Consider the following 19,834-nt stretch of genomic DNA (forward strand, 5'->3'; position numbering starts at 1 on the left):
CAAAGGCAAAATACAGAGTGTATACCGCCAAAATTCGATGGACTCAGAAAGCCAAAAAAATATAAAATTTTGCGCAATTGCAACACTTATCCGTAGGTAGTTGTTTTGAGCGTGTAGGGGGATAATTGACTATTCCTTTTAGGCAAGTCTTAAAGAATCTGCGTGTCTTCAGACCGCAGAGTGTCAAGTATTGCTCATATACCAGTTATGCACTGGAAATAGGTGAAGCAAGAAGTAAACAATCAATCTGCTTAGGTAGGTTTAGATAGGTGTTATAGAAAGGTTTAACATTAATTTCCACACTGCCAGTGAGTCTATCACGTATTTTAGTGACTAATAAGACAGAATTTTTGGTATTGAGTACTATATTCTTAAGAAGAAATTTAGCTGTTTCCGGCAGAACCCCCATAAATCAGGCGAAGTCGAGAGTGGAATGAACAACAAACCGGGTAGTGATAATGGGAGGCTTAGACTGTATGCTGGCCCACCTATGGGAGTATGTAAGGTGTGCCGGTCAATCAAATTCCACCGTGGCGATTTAAATCCCAAAAGTAGAAATTAACATAAACCGACCATCAACCCTAAAGTAAAACCTGATAAGTGTTAAAGGAATTATGTAGTTTCTGATGTGGGCAATGTCGTAATTAGTGAAACTGAATACTGCCATATTGAAGTTAAAACTGAGGAATGAAGAACTATGGCTCAAATTCCATTATCTAGTAGGGATTCCTACGGTGGGCTGATTGCAAAGCAAGCACTTGGCGAACGCGATGGCGATCCGCGCAATGTCCAAGGGAATGGTCAATTTTCTGCTGAGGCGGAAATTTGGTATAGCCTAAAATGTGCGATCTCCACTAGTTCAGGTTTTAAAAGCTGGCGACTAGAACACTATCCCCAATTGCAGGGACTTCATCTCGAAAAACAAGTAAGGAGATATTTACGAGAAACTTTAGAAACCTTAGCTTATTAAAAATCAAGGAAATTTTCTACAGGTCGGATCAAACATTCTGAAGGTGATTTGCCAATTTGATGGCGCTCTTGCCGAAAGTGGCTTACGCAAAATGGATGTATTTTTGATCCCCAGATTATCCTTGCTGCCCAGATGAAGCTGTGGTGGGGGATCCTCCAGGACTAGTTCAGCTTTTAGCCAGCAAATTCAAAGGGCCAGACTAACTAAAAGTGAATAATTTGCAGATTTTTGCCACAACACTAGTCCAAAAATCAATCACATTAATTTAACATTAATTTACCTAATAACCCCTTCGCCGACGTTGCTCCCAGCGCCAAAGGAGGATCATGAGGGCAAAAATTCCCATCTGCAGGGCTAAATTAGGTGCTGCTGTGTCAATATTCCTGCCGGCAAGGACTTGAAAAAAGAATATAAACGCGCCAATTAAAGCAGATGCAGCAAAACCTAGATACAGAAATTGGCGTAAACCCCTATAGGGGGCTGCCATTTCAGCTTTGAGACGGGCATATTGCTCTGGGTTGATGGGATTTTGAGGATTTGGTTTGATCATGAGTAAATAATGCTATAATACTACACTGTATACGCCGATGTGGCTCAGTGGTAGAGCAGCTGATTCGTAATCAGCAGGCCACGGGTTCAAATCCCGTCATCGGCTTGGCTCAGGTTAATTAACAATACTTTACACTCCTTAGCTATATCAAGCTCAGTTAGCAACTTGCTTGGCACTGAGAGCCTCTGCAGCAGATATCCCCTCGGACAGATTGCCAAAATATGCCAAAGCTGCGGCAGCTTCAGCCCGAGACACTGGTTTTTGAGGTTGGAACAAGGTTGTATAGCCAAACACCCGACGAATATTCGATTTTTCGCCATTTTGGAAATCAGCCAGTACGGCGCGTAAAGCCTTGGGGTCAATTTTTCCCGCATCTTGAAAACCCCACGTTTGATTCACTGCTTCTAAACTAGCGTCCGGTAAGGCTTGACGAATATCTAGGGGGATTTTCCACAAAATCAACTGTTCTCGTGTCAGTGGTGCATCAGGACGAAACAAAACTGCACTGGAATTACCAGACAAGGGACTAGGGATTAAACCGGTTTCAGCTAACCCTTGAACGACTGGAAAATCAGGATCAGTGGGCGCTATATCAGTAAAAGTGGATTGAGTGTTTTGGGATGCCAAGCGAATCTGTTTAGCAGGATTATTAAAATACACAGTATTGTTGGCAGCAACTAGCCAGCGGGCATATTCTCGGCGAGTAATATGTTTACTGGGTTCAAATGATTTACTGATGACATCATTAGAGCGAGTCTTGACTTCTTGAGACTGTAAAGACAAAACTCCCAAAGATGCTAAGTCTTGAATGAATTGACGTAGTTCTACCGGTGCTTGGTTGAGATCATGGAATTGCTGAGAGCTTGCTGTAGCCATTTGGCTAACAGATGTCTTACCCGGCTGCGTGGATAGATTATCAGATACCGCCGGACTAATAAAAGTAGAATTATTAGCTTGCAGATCGTCAGTCTTTGCAGTTTCTATACCTTTATTAACTATGTACTCAATAACTAATGCTGTAGCTGTTTGTGGTTGATCAGGTTTGGGTTGAGTAACTGATTGTGGCTGAATAGATACCTTAACCTGGACACCTTGACGGTGTGCTTCAAAGGTATCTTCTAAATTATCTGTGGGCTGTTGTAAAATCTGCCAGTTGTTTTTCTGAAACTGGTCACTATAAAAGCTAGCAATAAAATTGCTGGGGTCAGAACTTATCCAGCGAGTGACTATGCTGTTTTTTTCAGATCTAGCCGGTGTGACTGACTCTAATTTAGCATTAGGATACAAAGGGATATCTGGGGGAAAATCAGATGGTAAGTCAACCTTGGGTTGCTTTTGGTTCTGCCTGGCTTTCGCCTGATTTATCTGAGATTCACCAAATATTCCGGGGTGATCTTTTAATCTAGGATCAGCAGCCAAAGACTGTTCTAGGGTTTTGGCGGTGGGACTGTTAGCACAAGCTGTTAAAGAAGTGAATAGAATAGCCAAGCTCAATAATACAGCTGGAGGTTTAGACAAAAACACGGGAAACTACAAATGGGGTTTCAATTCCTACACTAGCGCAGACTGTCACGACTAGGAGGGAAAATGACTCCGAGGATTGAAAATATTCTTGCACCAACTGAAGTGCTAAACTAAGGTTAAATTTATTCTTAGCATCCCTCAAGCAGGGGAAAAGATAACACCCAGTCTTAGATTGTAATCTATCCGGAATGGAGCCGAAAAACTTTCGTTACTGTTGCTTAAATGTCAGCGCATAAATTTGGTTCTCTTGTACAGTCAGGTAAGTCGTTCCCAGCTATGGATCATGTACCAGTCCTAATACGCATCAGTGTAGATTAGAGTCTCGCACTGGGAACGGTTTGAATGATTCCTGACTAGAAGGGCATAAATAGCCATAAATTTGATTTACGGCTACAGTCCATTAGTCAGGTAAGATACCGGGGTTTATCTGTCAATCTATCTGGAAATTACACAGAGTTTTGAGATTATTTTTCATGAAGATTGGGATAACTTTTTAGGGTCTTTACTTGAATTGTTAATTGTATCTCTACTAAAGTTCCTCAGACTCACCTAAAAATCTGGAATTGCCTTACTGCTTCAGTTTAAAAGAAACCACGCTTATTTAAAATGTAGAGAAATTCCATGGAAAGTATCTACAGGATTGAACCGAGACATTCTGTGAGCTAGCTTGAAACCATGAGGGTTATAGGCGTGGTTGTTGCCTAGGATCTATTGTAAATCAATGAATTGCCCTTGTTAAGGTATTTTTTAGCCATATTTCTGCTAAAGTTTAAGTAAGTTTTGGTAAGTTTGTTTGAGGAGATTTTCACTTAAGGTCGTTAACCGTTTATCATCTCATTTTGATATTGGCACTCGACTATTAGTCTTGTAAGTTCTTACTCAAGAGGAGCAATCAAATGTATCTGACACTAGATAGGAGTATGAAAAACCTAAGATAGATATTAAGAAAACAATCAACGATTATCGACAACCGTCAATCCATTCTCATTTCTGTTAAGCGAAGCATCGCCGGGTTGTTACCAGTGCTGAAACACGATTACATGCAAGTTTCCCAGGATCAGCCTATTTATTCTGAGGCTCCACTCCAACTGTTACTATTTGTCGATGGACGACCAAAGTCTCGACAACAAGTGCAGCGTATCCGTGCTTACTTAAAAGAATTACGAAAAGAGTATAATTTTGAACTTCAAATCATAGATGTTGGGGAACAACCCTATTTAGCAGAACATTTTAAATTAGTTGCTACACCCGCTCTGGTAAAAATTCAGCCAGAACCGCGACAAGTTATAGCTGGAAGTAATATAATCGCCCAATTGAAGGACTGGTGGCCTCGCTGGCAGGTGTCCGCCGATACTTACTTAAAAGTACAACAAGACTTACCAGAACAAATAGATGATAATAGTGGGGTATCATCACCGCAATCAACAATTCATTCTGTGGCTTTTTCTGCAGAACTCATTAAACTTTCAGACGAAGTTTTTCGGTTAAAACAGGAAAAAGAGAAACTGCAAGAGCAGCTATTATTTAAAGATAGAGTCATAGCTATGCTGGCTCACGACATCCGCAATCCTCTCACTGCTGCGGCTATCGCCATAGAAACTCTACAATCTAATTACAACGTAGATATTGGTGCATTTAATAAGCGGCTTAAACCAGCTATGGCAGCACATTTATTAAAACAAGCTCGGAATCAAACTAAGACTATTGACAGAATGATTGCTGATCTGTTGCAGGTAGGGCGTAGTTACGATACAAGCATACCTATCATACCACAAAAAATGGAAATTGGCGAGATATGTTTCGATGTGTTGGCAGAATTGCGCGATCGCTACATTGCCAAATCCCAACAAATAGAAACTGATATTCCCCAGGACTTACCAAAAATATATGCAGATCCAGAACGTGTGCGCCAAGTGCTAATTAATTTGTTAGATAATGCTATCAAATACACACCAGAAGGTGGTAAAATTACTATCGCAGGATTACACCGTACCACCCAAAAAGTTCAAATAACTATTGGTGATACCGGACCGGGAATTCCCCTAGAAAACCGCACACGCATTTTTGAACATCACTATCGATTACAACGTGATCAAGCTATTGATGGCTACGGCATTGGTCTGTGTTTATGTCAACGCATCATACAGTCCCATTATGGACAAATTTGGGTGGATTCTGCCCCCAATGGCGGCGCTTGGTTCCATTTTACATTACCAGTATACCCATCTTAGTTAGCCACTGGTGACTGGGCAAGAGTTATCATGGATGACGAATAACCGCGGCCTTTTACCAAAAATAGCGATAAAACTTAATTTAATCATTTGGGCTAAAAACCACAATTTATTAGTTAGTCAGATTTTTCAAATGCCAGACTCATTAATGTATCAGCAAGACCACTTTGTGGTTTTAGAAACAGACCAACCGGAACAATTTCTCACAGCAGAGGAATTATTAGAAAAGCTTGAGCTTGTGTTACAAACAATGACTGGAGAGGAATTACCCACAGACTTACAAAGGTTTGATTCCGTCAGTGCTCAAGCTCAATATTTAATTGATACAAGTTGTGAATTAGATGTTGGCCCGGGAAAATATTTACAGTGGTATGCAATACGATTAGAGAAGTAGCTTTACATTGACACTCTCCGCGGGTATGACCGGATTATAGGTAGAGATATTATTTATCAAGGATACTGAAAATTGTTAATTCAATCATATCTTCACCTACTTGTGTAATTTTAATATCTACTCCAGGTCCAAAATACCGGGTCATTTTTTCCTGTTTTTCCTGCCAAACATCAAATGAAATAAACGGGGAATAAAATTCTAAAATCAAGGCATAAGCCCCATTAATTTCCGTTTCTCGTAAACCTGTGACCACGGGACGGTCTTCATCTGTAGGACTCAGACCTAGATAAGAGAGAGCCTCATCTAAATGGGCCTCTTGACCATAACAGTATCGAGTGATGTCCTTCCGAATTTTATTTTGAGTAATAGTTGCTTGCTGCTCCCGTAAGCGTAATACATCTGGCGTTGTATCTTGGCTAAAGGGTATAGGCAGAATCTCATTGGCTTTGAGTGCCAATCCTCCCAAGAAAAGAGGAAACCCATAGAAAAAACCGACAAGATTAAGTGTGGCATTGTCAGCAGCGTAGGCTACGAAACCAACAATGATTAATATACCACCAACGCTTAAACCGATAGTCCCCAAAGAAATTTTACGTAACATGAGCTTAGGATATTATAGATTTTTAACATCTCTGTTTTATTATCATCGGTTATTGGTCACAAGTGAACTACCGCCCACTAAGTTGAGGTCTTGACAATCATCACTGATATCTTTTGCGTCTAACCGTCCGCTATTGCTGATGATCTTCTAAATGCGGGACTAATCACCTGTCTACTCCATTTTGGGTTAAGTTTAAATCTGAGGGTATTGAAACATCAGAAAAAATTATGGACTTACAGACGATAAAAGAACGAATTGCCGTGGTTACTAACAAACGCGAGTACCTCCTAAGCCTTTTGGAGCAGCCAAACTTAGGAACTCTGAGAATTGATGTTAACCAGGCTTTGGAAGAAATGGATGATTTAATTGATGAATTTAAGCGGACTTTTCCGGAAACCGATAATAATTAGGCTAAACTGACTAGATCAAAACATAGACCAGCGTTAGTTAAACCGTGATTTAACGGATAAACTGGCGCTGTTTGCCTATAATCACAATCTTCTTGCTGTATTCTAGATATATATTTTACTAAGGGCCAGTTAGTTAGCAAACAACTTGATAAGATGATTTCTTCTAACTTATCGATTTCTGGCATGTTCTCCTAACTGCGTAACCAGAGCAATAAGTTTAGTAGTAGGAATATCCTTGGGAGAAACATAGTCAAAATTGGCTGTGGTCTTAGCATTGAATAGACTTGCATCTTCCACTGAAGAATAAGCCAGTATCTGAGTTTTAGGAGATATTGCTTTAAGATGACTACAAGCACGCCAACCATCCATAACTGGCATTTGTAAATCTAGAATAATTACATCAGGTTGGTAGCTTTTCAGCATTTCTATAGCTTCTTGACCATTGCAGGCTAACCCCACTACCTGGAAATTTTCCTGATTAGAAAAAGCTAATTTTAGACTTAACCGTGTAAGTTCGTGATCATCAACAATCAGAACACGCAATGTCACAGATTCACAAAAAAAAGTTAACATTTAAGGTAATGAAAAACACTTGCAACATTCCTTATAGTTTATGGTAAGACGCAAGAGAAATCACTCTATCTTATGGTTGAAGAAGATTTGTTGTCGATAGTAATTCATGAGTCTATTTATTCACAAATTAAGTTTCATACTTAGGAAATAAAGTTGACTATTTGTCTGTGTAATAGTAACTTTTTTTGGAATCAATCAGGTTTGACGCTATACTATTTGAACTTAATGCCATATTTAGCAAACTTGTTTGGGAACTGGTGGCTGGACAGTCATCACCAGGACGGCGTTGGATATAAGTACCATCAGATTGTAATTCCCAGGCTTGACGATTATCTGCTAACATAATTCCCAGAATTTCTTGCAAATCTTTAGCAATATCTGGATCTTTAATTGGAGTAATTACTTCAACTCGTCGATCTAAGTTGCGACGCATCCAATCAGCACTCCCAATGTAAATTTCCTCCTGTCCATTGTTATGAAAATAATAAATGCGAGAATGTTCTAAGAAGCGGCCGATAATGCTAATCACGCGAATATTTTCGCTGATGTTTTTTAGTCCTGGGCGCAAACAGCAAATACCGCGAATAATCAGATCAATTTCCACTCCAGCTCCAGAAGCCGCGTATAAAGTAGCGATAATCTGCGGATCTACAAGGGAGTTCATTTTGGCGACAATGCGCCCGGAAAAACCATTTTGAACATTTTCTATTTCCCGATGAATTAAGGCTAAAAAGCGATCGCGCATATTCACAGGTGCGACTAGTACTTCCCGGTAAGATTTTTGCCGAGAATAGCCTGTTAAAAAGTTAAATAAGTCTGTGATATCCGCGCCTAATTCTTCCCGACAGCTAAATAGTCCCAAATCGGTATACAAGCGGGCTGTTTTAGGATTATAGTTACCAGTACCTATATGTATATAGCGGCGCATCCGGTCTTTTTCTCGTCGTACGACCATCACCGTTTTGCAATGGGTTTTTAGCCCTACTAAACCGTAGACAACATGTACACCGACTCTTTCTAAACTCCTGGCCCAGTAGATATTATTTTCCTCATCAAACCGCGCTTTTAATTCCACTAGTACAGATACTTGCTTACCATTTTCTGCAGCTGCAATTAAGGCTTTTACTATGGGGGAGTCGCCAGAAGTGCGGTAAAGAGTCATCTTGATTGCTAGGACATTCGGGTCATAGGCTGCATGGGTAATAAAGTTAACTACTGTTGAGGAAAAGGATTGATATGGATGGTGTACCAACAAGTCTTTTTCCCGAATCACCGCAAAAAAGTCTTGACCTTCTTCTAGTTCCAAGGCCTCTGAGTTTAAACTGGGTTCTTTTAACCTTTGGAGGCGTGAAGGTACTACAGACTGACGTGGGGGTTCTTTAAGTTCGGCTAATGGTAAAGCCATAAAATACATTAAATCCCGGAGTCCTAAAAGACCATCAACCTCATAAAGATCATTTTCGGTTAACTCCAAATCTTGCAGCAACCGAGAACGTATTGGCTCGGGAGTGTGGGATTTAATTTCTAGTCTGACAGTCGTCCCCCCCATGCGCCGTTTGCGTAGTTCCTGTTCAATGGCTAATAGTAGGTCATCGGCTTCATCCTCTTCTAAAGCCAAATCAGCATCGCGGGTAATACGGAAGGGGTGGTATTCTTGTATATTCATGCCTGGAAATAGAAATTCCAGGTTATGGGCGATCGCCTGTTCTAGGGGTACACCGGTCCAGTGAGCAGTTTCTCCAGTTTCAGAAATCCCTAACTCTGGTGGTATTGGCAAAAATCGCGGTAAGACACTGGGGACTTTTACCCGGGCAAAAAATTCTTCCTCACTGTCCGGATTTTGGACTACAACCGCTAAATTTAGGCTGAGATTAGAAATAAAAGGGAAAGGATGGCTAGGGTCAACAGCTAAGGGAGTGAGAACCGGAAAGATTTGTTCTTCAAAGTAGTTATCTAAGTAAGTCCGTTGTTTTTGATTTAAGTTGATGTAGTCTAGTATGTGAATACCGTGACTAGCTAGCAAAGGTTGTAGAACCTGTTGAAATTGTTGGTGCTGTCTTGTCACCTCGGGAGTGAGAGTTGAGCGAATATCGTCTAGTTGTTGTTGCGGTGTGCGACCATCGGGAGTTAACTGAGAAACTTTTGCTTCTACCTGTTGCTTTAAAGCTGCAACCCGCACCATGAAGAATTCATCTAAGTTGGCGCTGAAGATGGCCAAAAATTTTAATCGTTCTAGAAGCAGTGTCCGGGGGTCACAGGCTTCGTGCAGTACACGACTGTTAAATTCTAACCAGCTTAACTCACGGTTAATGTAATATTGTGGATCGTTTAAATCAATCGGATGAGCGCTCTTTTTTGATTTCGGCATAACGATCTCAGTTTAGGTAGATTAAGCTCTACATCTAGGGACAATAAATATATTAGATTAATTAGGGCATAAGTGAAACTATCTAGTTAGGAATAATTTAAGATTCAAATAGGGGAACTACAGACTTTCTTTGTTTTGCCAAATGTTTCAAGCTACTCGCCGCCGTCTGGCACTCTGGTACACTGCCGTCACTGCCGTATTATTGTTACTATTTGCCAGTGGTGTATATTTATATTTCCGCAATACATTAATTGAGCGCATTGATGATACCCTCAATCACGTGGTGGAAATTGTCGAGCGATCGCTTGTGATTTCAACGGTGAATGGGGAACCTCGACAATTTCAGATTAATGTAGAAGCAAGTTTTCGCGATAATGCTATGACGGTGGAAGATGACCACATTGACCTAGAGTGGTTTGGTCCCACCGGTCAATTAATCTGGTCAACCCTATCATCACCCCTAAACATTCCCATTCATGGTAACCATCTTGGTGAAACCGTCCGGGTAATTAAACAGGATATCTGGGGAGATGGGGAAACTCATAACTCTGTCGTCTTACTGCGACAAGTTACCCAGCGTGTAGAAAGAGGAAGGCAAGTATTAGGATATCTGCGTGTTAGTCACCCCTGGTTTGAAGTCACTAAACCTAGTCGCCAGTTAATTATTGATTTGGCTTTAGGTACTTGGTTGATGGTTTTGTCTGTAGCAGCAAGTGGCTGGTTTCTTTCAGGTAAAGCGATGGAACCGGTGGGGGAATCCTACCAACGCCTCAAACAATTCACTGCTGATGCTTCTCACGAACTCAGAAGTCCCATTACTTTGATTCAAACTAATGTCCAAGTTGCCCTAGCTGATTTAGAACTGGCAGACTCACAAAATACGACTATTGTCAACTATCGCCACCACTTAAAAGTAGTGGAACGACTTACCCAGCGCTTGGGTAAGCTAGTCAATGACTTATTGTTCCTAGCCAGACAAGACAGTGGGATCAGCAAAAATGTTTTTTCCTCTTGTCCTTTGGATGCTTTGCTAATGGAGGTAGTGGAAGAACAACAATTATTAGCTAGGGAAAAAAAAATTACTTTAACGTTGGATTTGGTTGATCCACCCAGTGCGGAAATCTCCCTGGAATTACTGGAAAATTGGTTTACATTTCCAGGCCAATGGGATCAACTCGTACGGTTATTTACAAATTTGATTAGTAATGCTTTGCAATACACCCCATCTAATGGACAGGTATCTGTACAGTTGTCGCGTCTAGAGGGAAGCAATCGCGGTTCTAAACTTCGTCATGGAACAGCGGTATTACAAATCAAAGTTACTGATACGGGAATTGGTATTCCGTCCGAAGCCCTACCCCGTTTATTTGACCGTTTTTATCGGGTAGATCCAGCACGTACCCATAAGACAGCAAAGACAAATACACAAACTTCTACCGGTTCAGGATTGGGATTAGCGATCGCAGCAGCGATTGTGGAACATCATCAAGGTCATCTACAGGTGGAAAGCAATATTGGTAAAGGTACAATTTTTACTGTCACTTTACCAATCAGTCTTATGACTCATGACTTATGAATAGTCAATGTATTTTGTCTGAGAAACGTAAACCTTAGAACCTCAATTATTAATTATTTAATTACATCATCCTTAAGGTTTAAATGATGGTGTGATCTGATTTTTATTTCTATCCTCTAGTTAGATTAAGCAACTAAAGTTAATTGTTAAATTGGAATCATTGATGAATTGCCATTGATATATTTTTTTGGTGATTTTAAAAATATTATTTTGGGTATAGCTACCCCACGCAAGCCATCAGGCAAAGTTTACCTAAATTACCCAATAATATCTTATAGCAAAAAGTGCGGATTTTTTAGGAGTTAATCATGAATAAAAATCAGCAACCAACTCGCAAGTATACTGGACTTTTCGGGGTTATTTGCAGCGGATTACTCATTGGTGCGCCGCTGATTTCTACCAGGGTAGTAGCACAGCAACCGACCTCTCAGGTTAACCCTTGTCCCAGTATTTACTACGAAGAACCACACAACAACCGGGTTGTAGTACCACAGGGATGTCCTCCCAATGCCTTCACGCGGAAACTACAAGCCGAAGGGCGGCTTCCCGTGGTCCCTCCAACTCTTCCACCCAGTGAAATGCCTCTAGGTGTTGGGGGAGAAGCACCGGATTCGGATACTTTAGCACTGAATCCTTGCCCCGGTATTTATTATGAAGAACCATATAATACTAGAAATGTTGTACCTCCGGGATGTCCGCCAAATGCTATCACGCAACAACTTTTAGTACAGGGTATTCCGCCAGAGTCAGCTGTACTAGCGCGTCCACCAATGATCGCTATTGAACCACCTCCATCAGAAGAACAACAACCACCGAGCGCCGAGATTAGTCTGGCTAATGGTATGGTTGAGATCACATTGGTGAATGATACGGGGGCTAATATCACTTATGAAGTAATTGGTGATACTCCACCGCGATCGCTTGAAGGTCAATCAGAGGTAACATTACAAGATTTGGCAGCGCCAGTGACTGTGACATTTTTCCGCGAGGATGGGGGACTGCTGGAAGTAACACCTGAACCATCTAGGAAAGAAGGCGTAATGCAGCTGACATTTAATGAAACCACTGATCTAGGAGAAGATAAGAATACAGTGCGGATTCAAGACGACGGTACTGTAATGTTGAACTAAAATGTTGAACTAAACCACTGATTCAGGGATGCTAGGCTTTTTTGGTCAAATGTGGCAAATCTCACCATATTAAAGCTCTGCCCGCCAGTTAACAATATGGACTTTTGCGTCTATGATAGCAGCTGATAAACTAGAAACTAAGACTTAAATTTAGTTCTCAGCGAGAATAATACAAGCCGCTCCCTTATATAATCTTTGGTTTATTCATGGTTATAGTAGCTAACGTGATGCCTTTCTTGTTCACCCCTCTGACTTTAGGCTCTTTTTTGTCTTCTCTGCCTTTGGATAGCTTATTTTCCACCCAAGGCATTATGGTGATGTTACTGGCTGCTTATGCGGGCGCTATGTGGATGTTTCTCACTAGTGCGCCAAAAGTACACACAATTATGGTGTCTGACTTGGAAATTGCTCGACAGTTTTATGAAGGTCTGCTAGATTTGCCCGCTGCGGAAGTACCTTTACACTATTACTACAACTACGAACAAACTCTCGGTACAACTGGTATTGACCCATTGTATATGTCTACTACTCCCAGCTGGTCTAACAAGGCTATGAACAATGCTAATGAGGGGCTGTGGTATCAGATGAAGAAAAATACTCAGTTACATGTCATTAGGGGGGCTAGTTTGGGTAGTAAGAATCAGCAGCGTCATGTTTGTTTTGACCGGGATTGCTTGGATATGATTCTATTGCGGGTGGAAATGCGCGGTTTAAAGTTGAAGATTCGCAACCAAAAGCCCCTGAATTTTTTGGTAAAGGACTATGAGGGGCGGGTTATTGAAATAGCGGAAGTAGCAAATTAATCAGGAATTAGGCAAAACATCATTTTCTCTGTGTTCTCTGTGGCTCTGTCGTTGATCACCGATAGCGTAGCCTGGCGTAAGCCAGTTGAACTAAATTAATTATCCACAGATGAACACAGATCAAAAAGATGCCTACATAGGTGGAGATATTACCAGTTCTTCTAGTCCGTTCCTGATTTAGCTGATTCTGGCTTAAGTAGGGGAAAGGCGATCGCATCGCGTATACTGGCACAGTCAGTCAGCAACATCACTAACCTATCAATACCAATACCTAAACCACCAGTCGGAGGCATTCCATATTCTAAAGCAGTGATAAAGTCTTCATCTATACCTTGAGCTTCTAAGTTACCAGCAGCTTTTAACGCTGCTTGAGCTTCTAAACGTTCTCTTTGGTCTATTGGGTCTGTGAGTTCTGAGAAGCTGTTAGCAGTTTCACGCCCGACGATAAATAATTCAAACCGTTCTACCAAACCCGGCTGAGAACGATGGGGTTTAGCTAGGGGTGAAATTTCCACTGGATAATCTATGACAAAGGTAGGCTGAATTAATTTTTCTTCTATTTTTTGTTCAAAGGCTTCGTTTAAAAGTTTGCCGATTGTTGGTGCATCTTCTATACCTTGAAGCGCAGCATTTTTACTTGCAGCTTTCGCTTCTTCCAATGTAGAAAAAGAATTGAAATCTAAGCCTGTATGTTCTCTAACTAAATCATGCATTGTCACCCGTCGCCAAGGTGGTGATAAATCTATCTGTGTCCCTTGGTAACTAATGTGTAATGTTCCGAGAACTTCTTGGGCTACGGTGGTAATAATTCCCTCTGTGAGGGCCATCATATCATGGTAATCCGCGTAGGCTTGGTAAACTTCAACAGAGGTAAATTCGGGATTATGGCGAGTCGATACTCCCTCATTCCGGAAAATGCGCCCTAATTCAAATACCTTTTCAAAACCACCGACAATCAAGCGCTTTAAATGAAGTTCGGTAGCAATTCGCAGATACAACTCCATTTCTAAGGTGTTGTGGTAAGTGATAAAGGGACGCGCATCAGCACCGCCAGCCTCACTTTGTAAAACCGGAGTTTCAATTTCCAGAAAATCCCGTTCTTCTAGGTAGCGGCGAATTCCGGCAGTAATTTGGGCGCGACGGCGGAAAGTTTGCCGCACTTCGGGGTTGACAATTAAATCTACATAGCGCTGACGGTAGCGTTTAGCAACATCGGTTAAACCATGCCACTTGTCGGGGAGCGGTAACAGGGATTTGGTCAGGATGCTATATTCTTTGACGTAGACAGATAATTCGCCCTTTTCAGTCCGTTTAATAGTACCTCTGGCTCCCAGAATGTCACCTGCATCTATGAGTTGTTTGAGATGGGTGAAAGCTTCGCCATCAACATCTGCCATCCATTCTTGGATACGATTTTTTTCGAGATAAAGTTGAATAGCGCCAGTTTCATCTTGTAGGGTGAAGAAAGCCAGTTTACCGAAAACCCGACGCGCCATAATACGGCCAGCAACGGCAACATCTAAATGAACTTCTTCACCATTGGGTAAGTCGGCAAATTTTTCTTGTAATTCTGCTGTGTGATGGGTGGACTCCCAACGATAGGCGTAGGGGTTAGCTCCTAGCTGCTTGAGTTGGTTGACTTTTTCCAGCCTGGCGGCACGGATATCTTCTTCGGACATGGTAAGGGACTAAATAGGGCAACATATATTATAGATGCTGGAAAAGTTGACAGTCATAGATAAAGCCTTTTTCAGGCTAATGAAGTACACATAAATTGCCTATTCCCTGTTCCCTGTTACCTGAAACTAAACAACTTTGTACCTCACGAGCATGGGAAATGCTATATTTATAGTGAATACCGAGAGGAAATGGCCTGCATCTTCAGGTCAGCCAACTCTAGGATCGTATTTATCAGGTCTTTTTGTTCTGGTGGTAAATTCAGTTTTTTTAAACCCTGATTGATGTCGTCACCAGATCGCATATTTTCAGCCAGTTTTGCTCGCTGGGAGGTATTTAATATTGCCACTATGTCTTTATTTCTTCTCTGACGTACAGCCTGGACTTGTTGTTGCTGCTGTGGTGTGTTCATGGAGTGTGTGGGAGAGATGTTAGTATACAAAAATAAGCTAGAATCAGTATTTTTACTGATTTGGGCAATAATGATACTAGGGATAGACTTGTTTGGGAGGGTTTGGGCCAAGGCAATTCCCGGAATTAAGATTACAAAGGCGCAAATAGTGGCGAGTATTGATAGTCGTTTGATCAGCTGAACTGCCATATTAAAAAAATTCTTATTTAGATGCATTGCCAAAGTTAAACAAATCAATATCTAATGGCTATGAGACTAAGTTATGGGGTAGGTATCATCTTCATTCTGAAGATTTAAGGAATTTTCAAGTCTGAGTGGTTGAATTTTGCTAAAAATTAGTCATGATTTGGCTAGTAATATTTTTTCATTTTGTTAATTTGTTGTTGCAATTCTTCAATTTGTTGTCGCAAAATTTCGGCTTCCTGTGAGGAAGTTTCGGAGGTAACATCTACTTCCCCTGATGCAGGCGAGCGCTGATAATTTCCTGCGCGAATTTGTTGATATTGTTCAGATACAGACCACTCTTGCAAATACCGTAATCGTTCGACTGGGAAAGGATGGCTCAACATCGTGCCTTGAAAGCCATTATACAGCAAGAACTTATAAACCTGATTCAGTCTATTTTCATCTAGTAAATGATAATTTTCTGACTGTTTAACAAATTCTTCTAAGCTACATTCATGAGCATATTTAATACTACCGCCGGAAACTTTCATCATGGATGACATAACAGTGTTTAAGTCATCTATAACTAACAAAGCAGCCCGGTCTGCGGTTAACTCGGCTTTACGTCGCCATTCAAAAAAGGCATAAATCAAAGCTTGAGAGACGAAATTGCCAAGACCGAAGGTTAATTCCCCTAGGGCAGAAGCGGCACTCATAGCCCACATGGCCATTTGAATTAGAATAGTATGACCACATTTAATATGACCTAGTTCATGGGCTAAGACTGCCCTAATCTCGGAGGGATCAAGTAAGTCTAAGGTTCCTGTGTTGATGACTACGTAGGGATTTTCCTGCCCCAGGGCATAGCTATTAGCTTGGGGATTCTGTACGACAAACAACGCAGGTTCTGGGTAAACGTCCAAATCGCGGACACATTCCCGGAACATATGGTAAATAGTGGGGTATTGACGCGTGCTTACTTGGATGGTGTTACCCATCAGATAGACTAATTGGGGGCGTTCGTAGAACAATTCTACAAATTTACGAGCGATTAAATCAAATCCTGGCAAATTTCGTAAAGCTTTCTCGGCTTGGCGATCAAGTGGATGTCTGAAGGCTTCGCTGGATATTCCTGTGTAAGTTGGCATAATTGAGGGTAATGGATGATGGGTGATGGGTCTTGAGTAGTCGCTAAGGACTAATTACAAGATAATGGAAATGGGGCGACGGAAATTAGAAATCACTTTGTATGGGATTAAAAGCTTGTGATTGAGGCTGAAGTTCATTTGTCACTACATAACTTCCTGCGATCGCAGTCGGGGTTTCCTTCCTGGCCCCATCATTTAACGATGGCAAGGTTGGTAGCGCGTGCCTTGCGCCTAGGACGTAGCGCCTTAATTCAAGTTGGGGCCGTTTCTGGCTATCAAGGTCGGTATCGCACTAGTTTTGTGGCATCGGCTTTGATGTGGTATGGTCCGGTAATTATTGTCGCCCCCGAAGCAGTACAGCAGCGGTTACTACAGGTGGAAATTCCCCGTCTACAGCAGTGGCTACCAGCCAATAAACCGATTAGGACAGGTGAAGTTTGGCCGGGATCTGATTTTCCTGGAGTACTGCTGATATCTCCCCAGGCTTGGTTAAAGGGGCAGTTTGCATCTGCTGATGTTTTTCCTGCCGGGATTCCTACAATTATTGATGGGGTGGATGATTTAGAAGATTGGGTACGGGATCACCTGACCCAAGATATTACACCCCATGATTGGGATCAACTGATGTTAGCTTGTCCTGACAAGGCGGACGTGATTCGCTCGGCACGGGCGCAACTAACTCGCGTTCTGTTCCAGCACCCAGTTAATCCCTATGAGTGCTATCTTATTTCTCCCTTAGAACAAAAAATATTATGTGATTTATATGAGCAAATAAGGTATGTAAAAACACTAACAAAGCCATGGGAAAATTTTGGTGTGCAATTGGTTAATAGTAAAGAAAATATGGGCGGATGTTCTCTATTATGGGCAACACTTGAGCGTCGCCAAGGGGTGTTTTATTTACACTCTGCTCCCATGGAATTAGGAAAAAGTATCGCGCCTATTTGGCTCAGACAGCCAGTGGTCTTAGTAGGTAGCGCTTTGGAACCGGAAACTGAAGCGCCTTTGTTCCGTGAGCGTTTGGGTTTAAATGAGATAACTTGCTTGAAGTTCTCTAATGAGACTCAAGGCGCAGCAATTCAATTGTATATACCCCATAAATTGCCTCTACCCAATACCCCAGAGTTTCAAGGAGCATTTATTCACAAAGTGCGGACACTGGTTTGTCTGAGCGCTACGGCCCCTGGTTTGACGGTTGTATTGGTGGGAGATGTGCCACTAAAGGGTCGAGTGGGTGCTATTCTGGCCTCGGAATTTGGTTCACGGGTTCAGGTGGAAAGGACTTGCTTGGATGATAATGGGATTTTAATTAGTGGGTGGGAATTTTGGCGATCGCATCAGTCGGTTTTACCAGCCCCCCATCTGTTAATTATTGCTACTTTACCGTTACCATCTTTAGAAAGCCCCCTTGTAGCTGGTAGGGTTGCTTACTATAAGCGATCGCATCAGGATTGGTTTCGTCTATTCTTATTACCAGCGGCTTTGAATGAATTACAACGAGCCATCGCACCAGTCCGAGAAAGTCAAGGTATTGTAGCTTTACTCGACAGTCGTGTAGTTAACCGCAGTTATGGCGCACAAGTACTGGCTGTCCTCAGTCCTCTAGCACGTATAAACTATCTTGATCCCAGTCTGTTTTCTCATCCTGATGGAGAGAGTTCTGGCTAGGTGAGTATTGACTTTTATCAATTACCATGCGATCGCCTCATAGCAAGCGCTATTATCAACTTTGGTGCAAGCATATTAAAACCTCATTCAAGAATTGTTGATTATGGGTGAAGCAAAGCGTCGTAAAACTACACTCGCAGAGAAGTACGGTCAAGAATCTCGGATCTTACCTTGGGTTCCCATCACCAAAACTCAGTCTGAACAGTTTATGAACTGGACTACTCGCGGAACCTGGTTCTGTATTGGTGTTATGGTAGTAGCTTGGATAACTATCCGTTTTATCGGTCCGGCTTTCGGTTGGTGGCAAGTAGTCGATTAAAATATCCACCGCTATACTTAACATATCAGGTATAGCGGCAGTTGGGATATTAGGGTGATTCCTAAATTCTAATTTTACTTAGTGTGGGCGGTAATACCTCAAGAATTAGAAAATACTGACAAAATGGCACCATAACTATCCTGTATTCAGTTATTCTCAGTCATGAGCCATGGATACGTAGGTTAGGTATTTGGTCAGAAGTGTTGACAATAATAAAACACAGATTCAGCACTACTCCCACATATACCGATTGCTGCTTCGTCCCATGGGAAAATAGTTTAGATGAGTATTAGATTCAAGTGGAATGCCCTAGAGGATTGTCTACGAAAAATACGCCAGTAGTTTCAATTGTTGTTCTCAGACAATTTTGGCAGTATACAGCAGATTAGGTGATAGATAGGTACTATATGAAGGTTAAAAATATTTTGTCATCCTGACCATCTAACTGTACCTCAACCAAGTAGAAATTGCTGTATGTCCGGCAAAATGACCACTGGAAATTTTATACTGTTGACTCATACCAAATTTGGGTTACCCTGAAAACGGAATTGTTTCAGTTAGGCATTTAGTCGGACATACATAACTAACGAGGTGAAGTTTATGAAATACGTCCGAGCAGTCAATCCCTGAAATTGAATAGTTTGATACCGCAAGCTGTAAATTTATTTACTACCCTAAACAAGGTAATTAATTAATAATCTTACAGGACTTTGGTAAAGGTAATGTTTAGTCTACAATACCAGTGGATGCAAAAAGCTAAAGAAAATATAAAGACGACTGAAATCACTGTGGTGTCTGGAGGAAAAAAGTGTTTCTGAGACTAGCGCATCAACACCAACAATTCGTTCAAGACTTGGTAATGAATCTACAAGCCTTGGCAATTGTACTAGAACGACGCGGTTACCCTGCGTCATGTTATACCTGTGGCGACCAGATGAATAGTGCTTCATTTATGGTAAGCTTAGGCGACAATCACTTGATTCGATTCTTAGTATCCGATTATGGGATTACTTGGACCGAAATGCGAGATGATCGTGAATTAATGAAGTTAGAGGGTGCAGAAGCCATTAATCAGTTACAAGAACTGGCTAATCTTGTCAAACAATCTACGCCAAATGGTTCCGGCAACAAAACTCTGGCTAAAAAGTGATAGGCTTGACCATGTGCACTAACTAAAATGTTTGTTCTGATTGCGGGTTGACAGTGTAAACACAAGTGAAAAAACCTGATACACATTTATTTTCATTTGCTAGGGTGCGTTATGGACTATGATCCTAACGCACCTGGAAACATTGGTGTTTACATAGCAGTGAGT

At 41.5% G+C, this 19,834-nt stretch carries 19 protein-coding genes and 1 tRNA gene; 11 read left to right on the plus strand and 9 right to left on the minus strand.

Features of this window, described 5'->3' with window-relative positions; genetic code table 11:
* The first annotated feature begins 697 nt into the window (after nt 1-697).
* Nucleotides 698-970, plus strand: a complete 273-nt coding sequence (locus PN457_RS12490) for a hypothetical protein (RefSeq protein ID WP_271733719.1) — start codon at nt 698-700, stop codon at nt 968-970.
* 280 nt (nt 971-1,250) lie between these two features.
* On the opposite strand, the gene PN457_RS12495 is transcribed toward PN457_RS12490, so the two are convergent.
* A complete protein-coding gene (locus tag PN457_RS12495; RefSeq protein WP_271733675.1) occupies nt 1,251-1,520 on the minus strand; it encodes a DUF3493 domain-containing protein in 270 nt (89 codons plus the stop codon).
* Nucleotides 1,521-1,553: 33 nt separating this feature from the next.
* Between PN457_RS12495 and PN457_RS12500 the strand changes: the two genes are divergently transcribed.
* Nucleotides 1,554-1,625: transfer RNA gene (locus tag PN457_RS12500), tRNA-Thr, on the plus strand.
* Between the two features lie 48 nt (nt 1,626-1,673).
* Here PN457_RS12500 and PN457_RS12505 read toward each other — a convergent pair.
* Nucleotides 1,674-3,044: an S-layer homology domain-containing protein gene (locus PN457_RS12505; RefSeq protein WP_271733676.1), complete on the minus strand. Its 1,371-nt coding sequence runs from the start codon at nt 3,042-3,044 to the stop codon at nt 1,674-1,676.
* A gap of 1,022 nt (nt 3,045-4,066) precedes the next feature.
* Here PN457_RS12505 and PN457_RS12510 point away from each other — a divergent pair.
* Both PN457_RS12510 and PN457_RS12515 read left to right on the plus strand, forming a co-directional pair.
* On the plus strand, nt 4,067-5,275 hold the full coding sequence (locus tag PN457_RS12510) for a histidine kinase (protein ID WP_271733677.1): 1,209 nt from the start codon (nt 4,067-4,069) through the stop codon (nt 5,273-5,275).
* 133 nt (nt 5,276-5,408) lie between these two features.
* Nucleotides 5,409-5,669 carry a CRR7 family NDH-1 assembly protein gene (locus PN457_RS12515; RefSeq protein WP_271733718.1) on the plus strand — a complete coding sequence of 87 codons (261 nt, stop codon included), beginning with the start codon at nt 5,409-5,411 and terminating at the stop codon, nt 5,667-5,669.
* 49 nt (nt 5,670-5,718) lie between these two features.
* On the opposite strand, the gene PN457_RS12520 is transcribed toward PN457_RS12515, so the two are convergent.
* Nucleotides 5,719-6,270, minus strand: a complete 552-nt coding sequence (locus PN457_RS12520; RefSeq protein WP_271733678.1) for a DUF2854 domain-containing protein — start codon at nt 6,268-6,270, stop codon at nt 5,719-5,721.
* A 227-nt stretch (nt 6,271-6,497) separates the two neighbouring features.
* Here PN457_RS12520 and PN457_RS12525 point away from each other — a divergent pair, with 227 nt between their 5' ends.
* The gene (locus tag PN457_RS12525; protein WP_271733679.1) at nt 6,498-6,680 is read left to right on the plus strand and encodes a hypothetical protein; all 183 of its coding nucleotides are present in this window, start codon (nt 6,498-6,500) and stop codon (nt 6,678-6,680) included.
* Here the strand turns inward: PN457_RS12525 and PN457_RS12530 are convergent.
* From PN457_RS12530 to ppk1, 3 genes are all read right to left on the minus strand, one after another.
* Entirely contained in the window at nt 6,677-6,865 is a 189-nt protein-coding gene (locus PN457_RS12530; RefSeq protein ID WP_271733680.1) for a hypothetical protein, read from the minus strand. The two genes, PN457_RS12525 and PN457_RS12530, sit on opposite strands and share 4 nt — an antisense overlap.
* Nucleotides 6,849-7,253 (minus strand): response regulator, encoded by a 405-nt coding sequence (locus PN457_RS12535; protein WP_271733682.1) that lies wholly within the window; start codon nt 7,251-7,253, stop codon nt 6,849-6,851. Before PN457_RS12535 ends, PN457_RS12530 begins: the two co-directional genes overlap by 17 nt.
* Before the next feature lie 157 nt (nt 7,254-7,410).
* Nucleotides 7,411-9,621: a polyphosphate kinase 1 gene (gene ppk1, locus PN457_RS12540; protein ID WP_271733683.1), complete on the minus strand. Its 2,211-nt coding sequence runs from the start codon at nt 9,619-9,621 to the stop codon at nt 7,411-7,413.
* A 142-nt stretch (nt 9,622-9,763) separates the two neighbouring features.
* On the opposite strand from ppk1, the gene PN457_RS12545 reads away from it, so the two are divergent.
* The 3 genes from PN457_RS12545 to PN457_RS12555 all read left to right on the plus strand — a co-directional run bounded on the left by PN457_RS12545 (nt 9,764) and on the right by PN457_RS12555 (nt 13,130).
* Nucleotides 9,764-11,197 (plus strand): sensor histidine kinase, encoded by a 1,434-nt coding sequence (locus PN457_RS12545; protein ID WP_271733684.1) that lies wholly within the window; start codon nt 9,764-9,766, stop codon nt 11,195-11,197.
* Nucleotides 11,198-11,505: 308 nt separating this feature from the next.
* Complete coding sequence (locus PN457_RS12550) at nt 11,506-12,327, plus strand: hypothetical protein (protein WP_271733685.1); 822 nt, start codon at nt 11,506-11,508, stop codon at nt 12,325-12,327.
* A 206-nt stretch (nt 12,328-12,533) separates the two neighbouring features.
* Entirely contained in the window at nt 12,534-13,130 is a 597-nt protein-coding gene (locus PN457_RS12555) for a glyoxalase-like domain protein (RefSeq protein ID WP_271733686.1), read from the plus strand.
* A gap of 161 nt (nt 13,131-13,291) precedes the next feature.
* On the opposite strand, the gene lysS is transcribed toward PN457_RS12555, so the two are convergent.
* From lysS to PN457_RS12570, 3 genes are all read right to left on the minus strand, one after another.
* Nucleotides 13,292-14,809, minus strand: coding sequence for a lysine--tRNA ligase (gene lysS, locus PN457_RS12560; protein ID WP_271733687.1), 1,518 nt, complete (start codon nt 14,807-14,809; stop codon nt 13,292-13,294).
* Nucleotides 14,810-14,976: 167 nt separating this feature from the next.
* Nucleotides 14,977-15,408 carry a hypothetical protein gene (locus PN457_RS12565; RefSeq protein ID WP_271733688.1) on the minus strand — a complete coding sequence of 144 codons (432 nt, stop codon included), beginning with the start codon at nt 15,406-15,408 and terminating at the stop codon, nt 14,977-14,979.
* A gap of 161 nt (nt 15,409-15,569) precedes the next feature.
* Nucleotides 15,570-16,532 carry a M48 family metallopeptidase gene (locus tag PN457_RS12570; protein ID WP_271733689.1) on the minus strand — a complete coding sequence of 321 codons (963 nt, stop codon included), beginning with the start codon at nt 16,530-16,532 and terminating at the stop codon, nt 15,570-15,572.
* Nucleotides 16,533-16,649: 117 nt separating this feature from the next.
* Between PN457_RS12570 and PN457_RS12575 the strand changes: the two genes are divergently transcribed.
* From PN457_RS12575 to PN457_RS12585, 3 genes are all read left to right on the plus strand, one after another.
* Nucleotides 16,650-18,200 carry a helicase C-terminal domain-containing protein gene (locus PN457_RS12575; protein WP_271733690.1) on the plus strand — a complete coding sequence of 517 codons (1,551 nt, stop codon included), beginning with the start codon at nt 16,650-16,652 and terminating at the stop codon, nt 18,198-18,200.
* Between the two features lie 103 nt (nt 18,201-18,303).
* Nucleotides 18,304-18,519, plus strand: coding sequence for a DUF2839 domain-containing protein (locus PN457_RS12580; protein ID WP_271733691.1), 216 nt, complete (start codon nt 18,304-18,306; stop codon nt 18,517-18,519).
* 808 nt (nt 18,520-19,327) lie between these two features.
* Nucleotides 19,328-19,669: a DUF1815 family protein gene (locus PN457_RS12585; RefSeq protein WP_271733692.1), complete on the plus strand. Its 342-nt coding sequence runs from the start codon at nt 19,328-19,330 to the stop codon at nt 19,667-19,669.
* The last annotated feature ends 165 nt before the right edge of the window (nt 19,670-19,834 follow it).

It is taken from the genome of Anabaenopsis arnoldii (assembly GCF_028331025.1).
GTDB lineage: Bacteria > Cyanobacteriota > Cyanobacteriia > Cyanobacteriales > Nostocaceae > Anabaenopsis > Anabaenopsis arnoldii.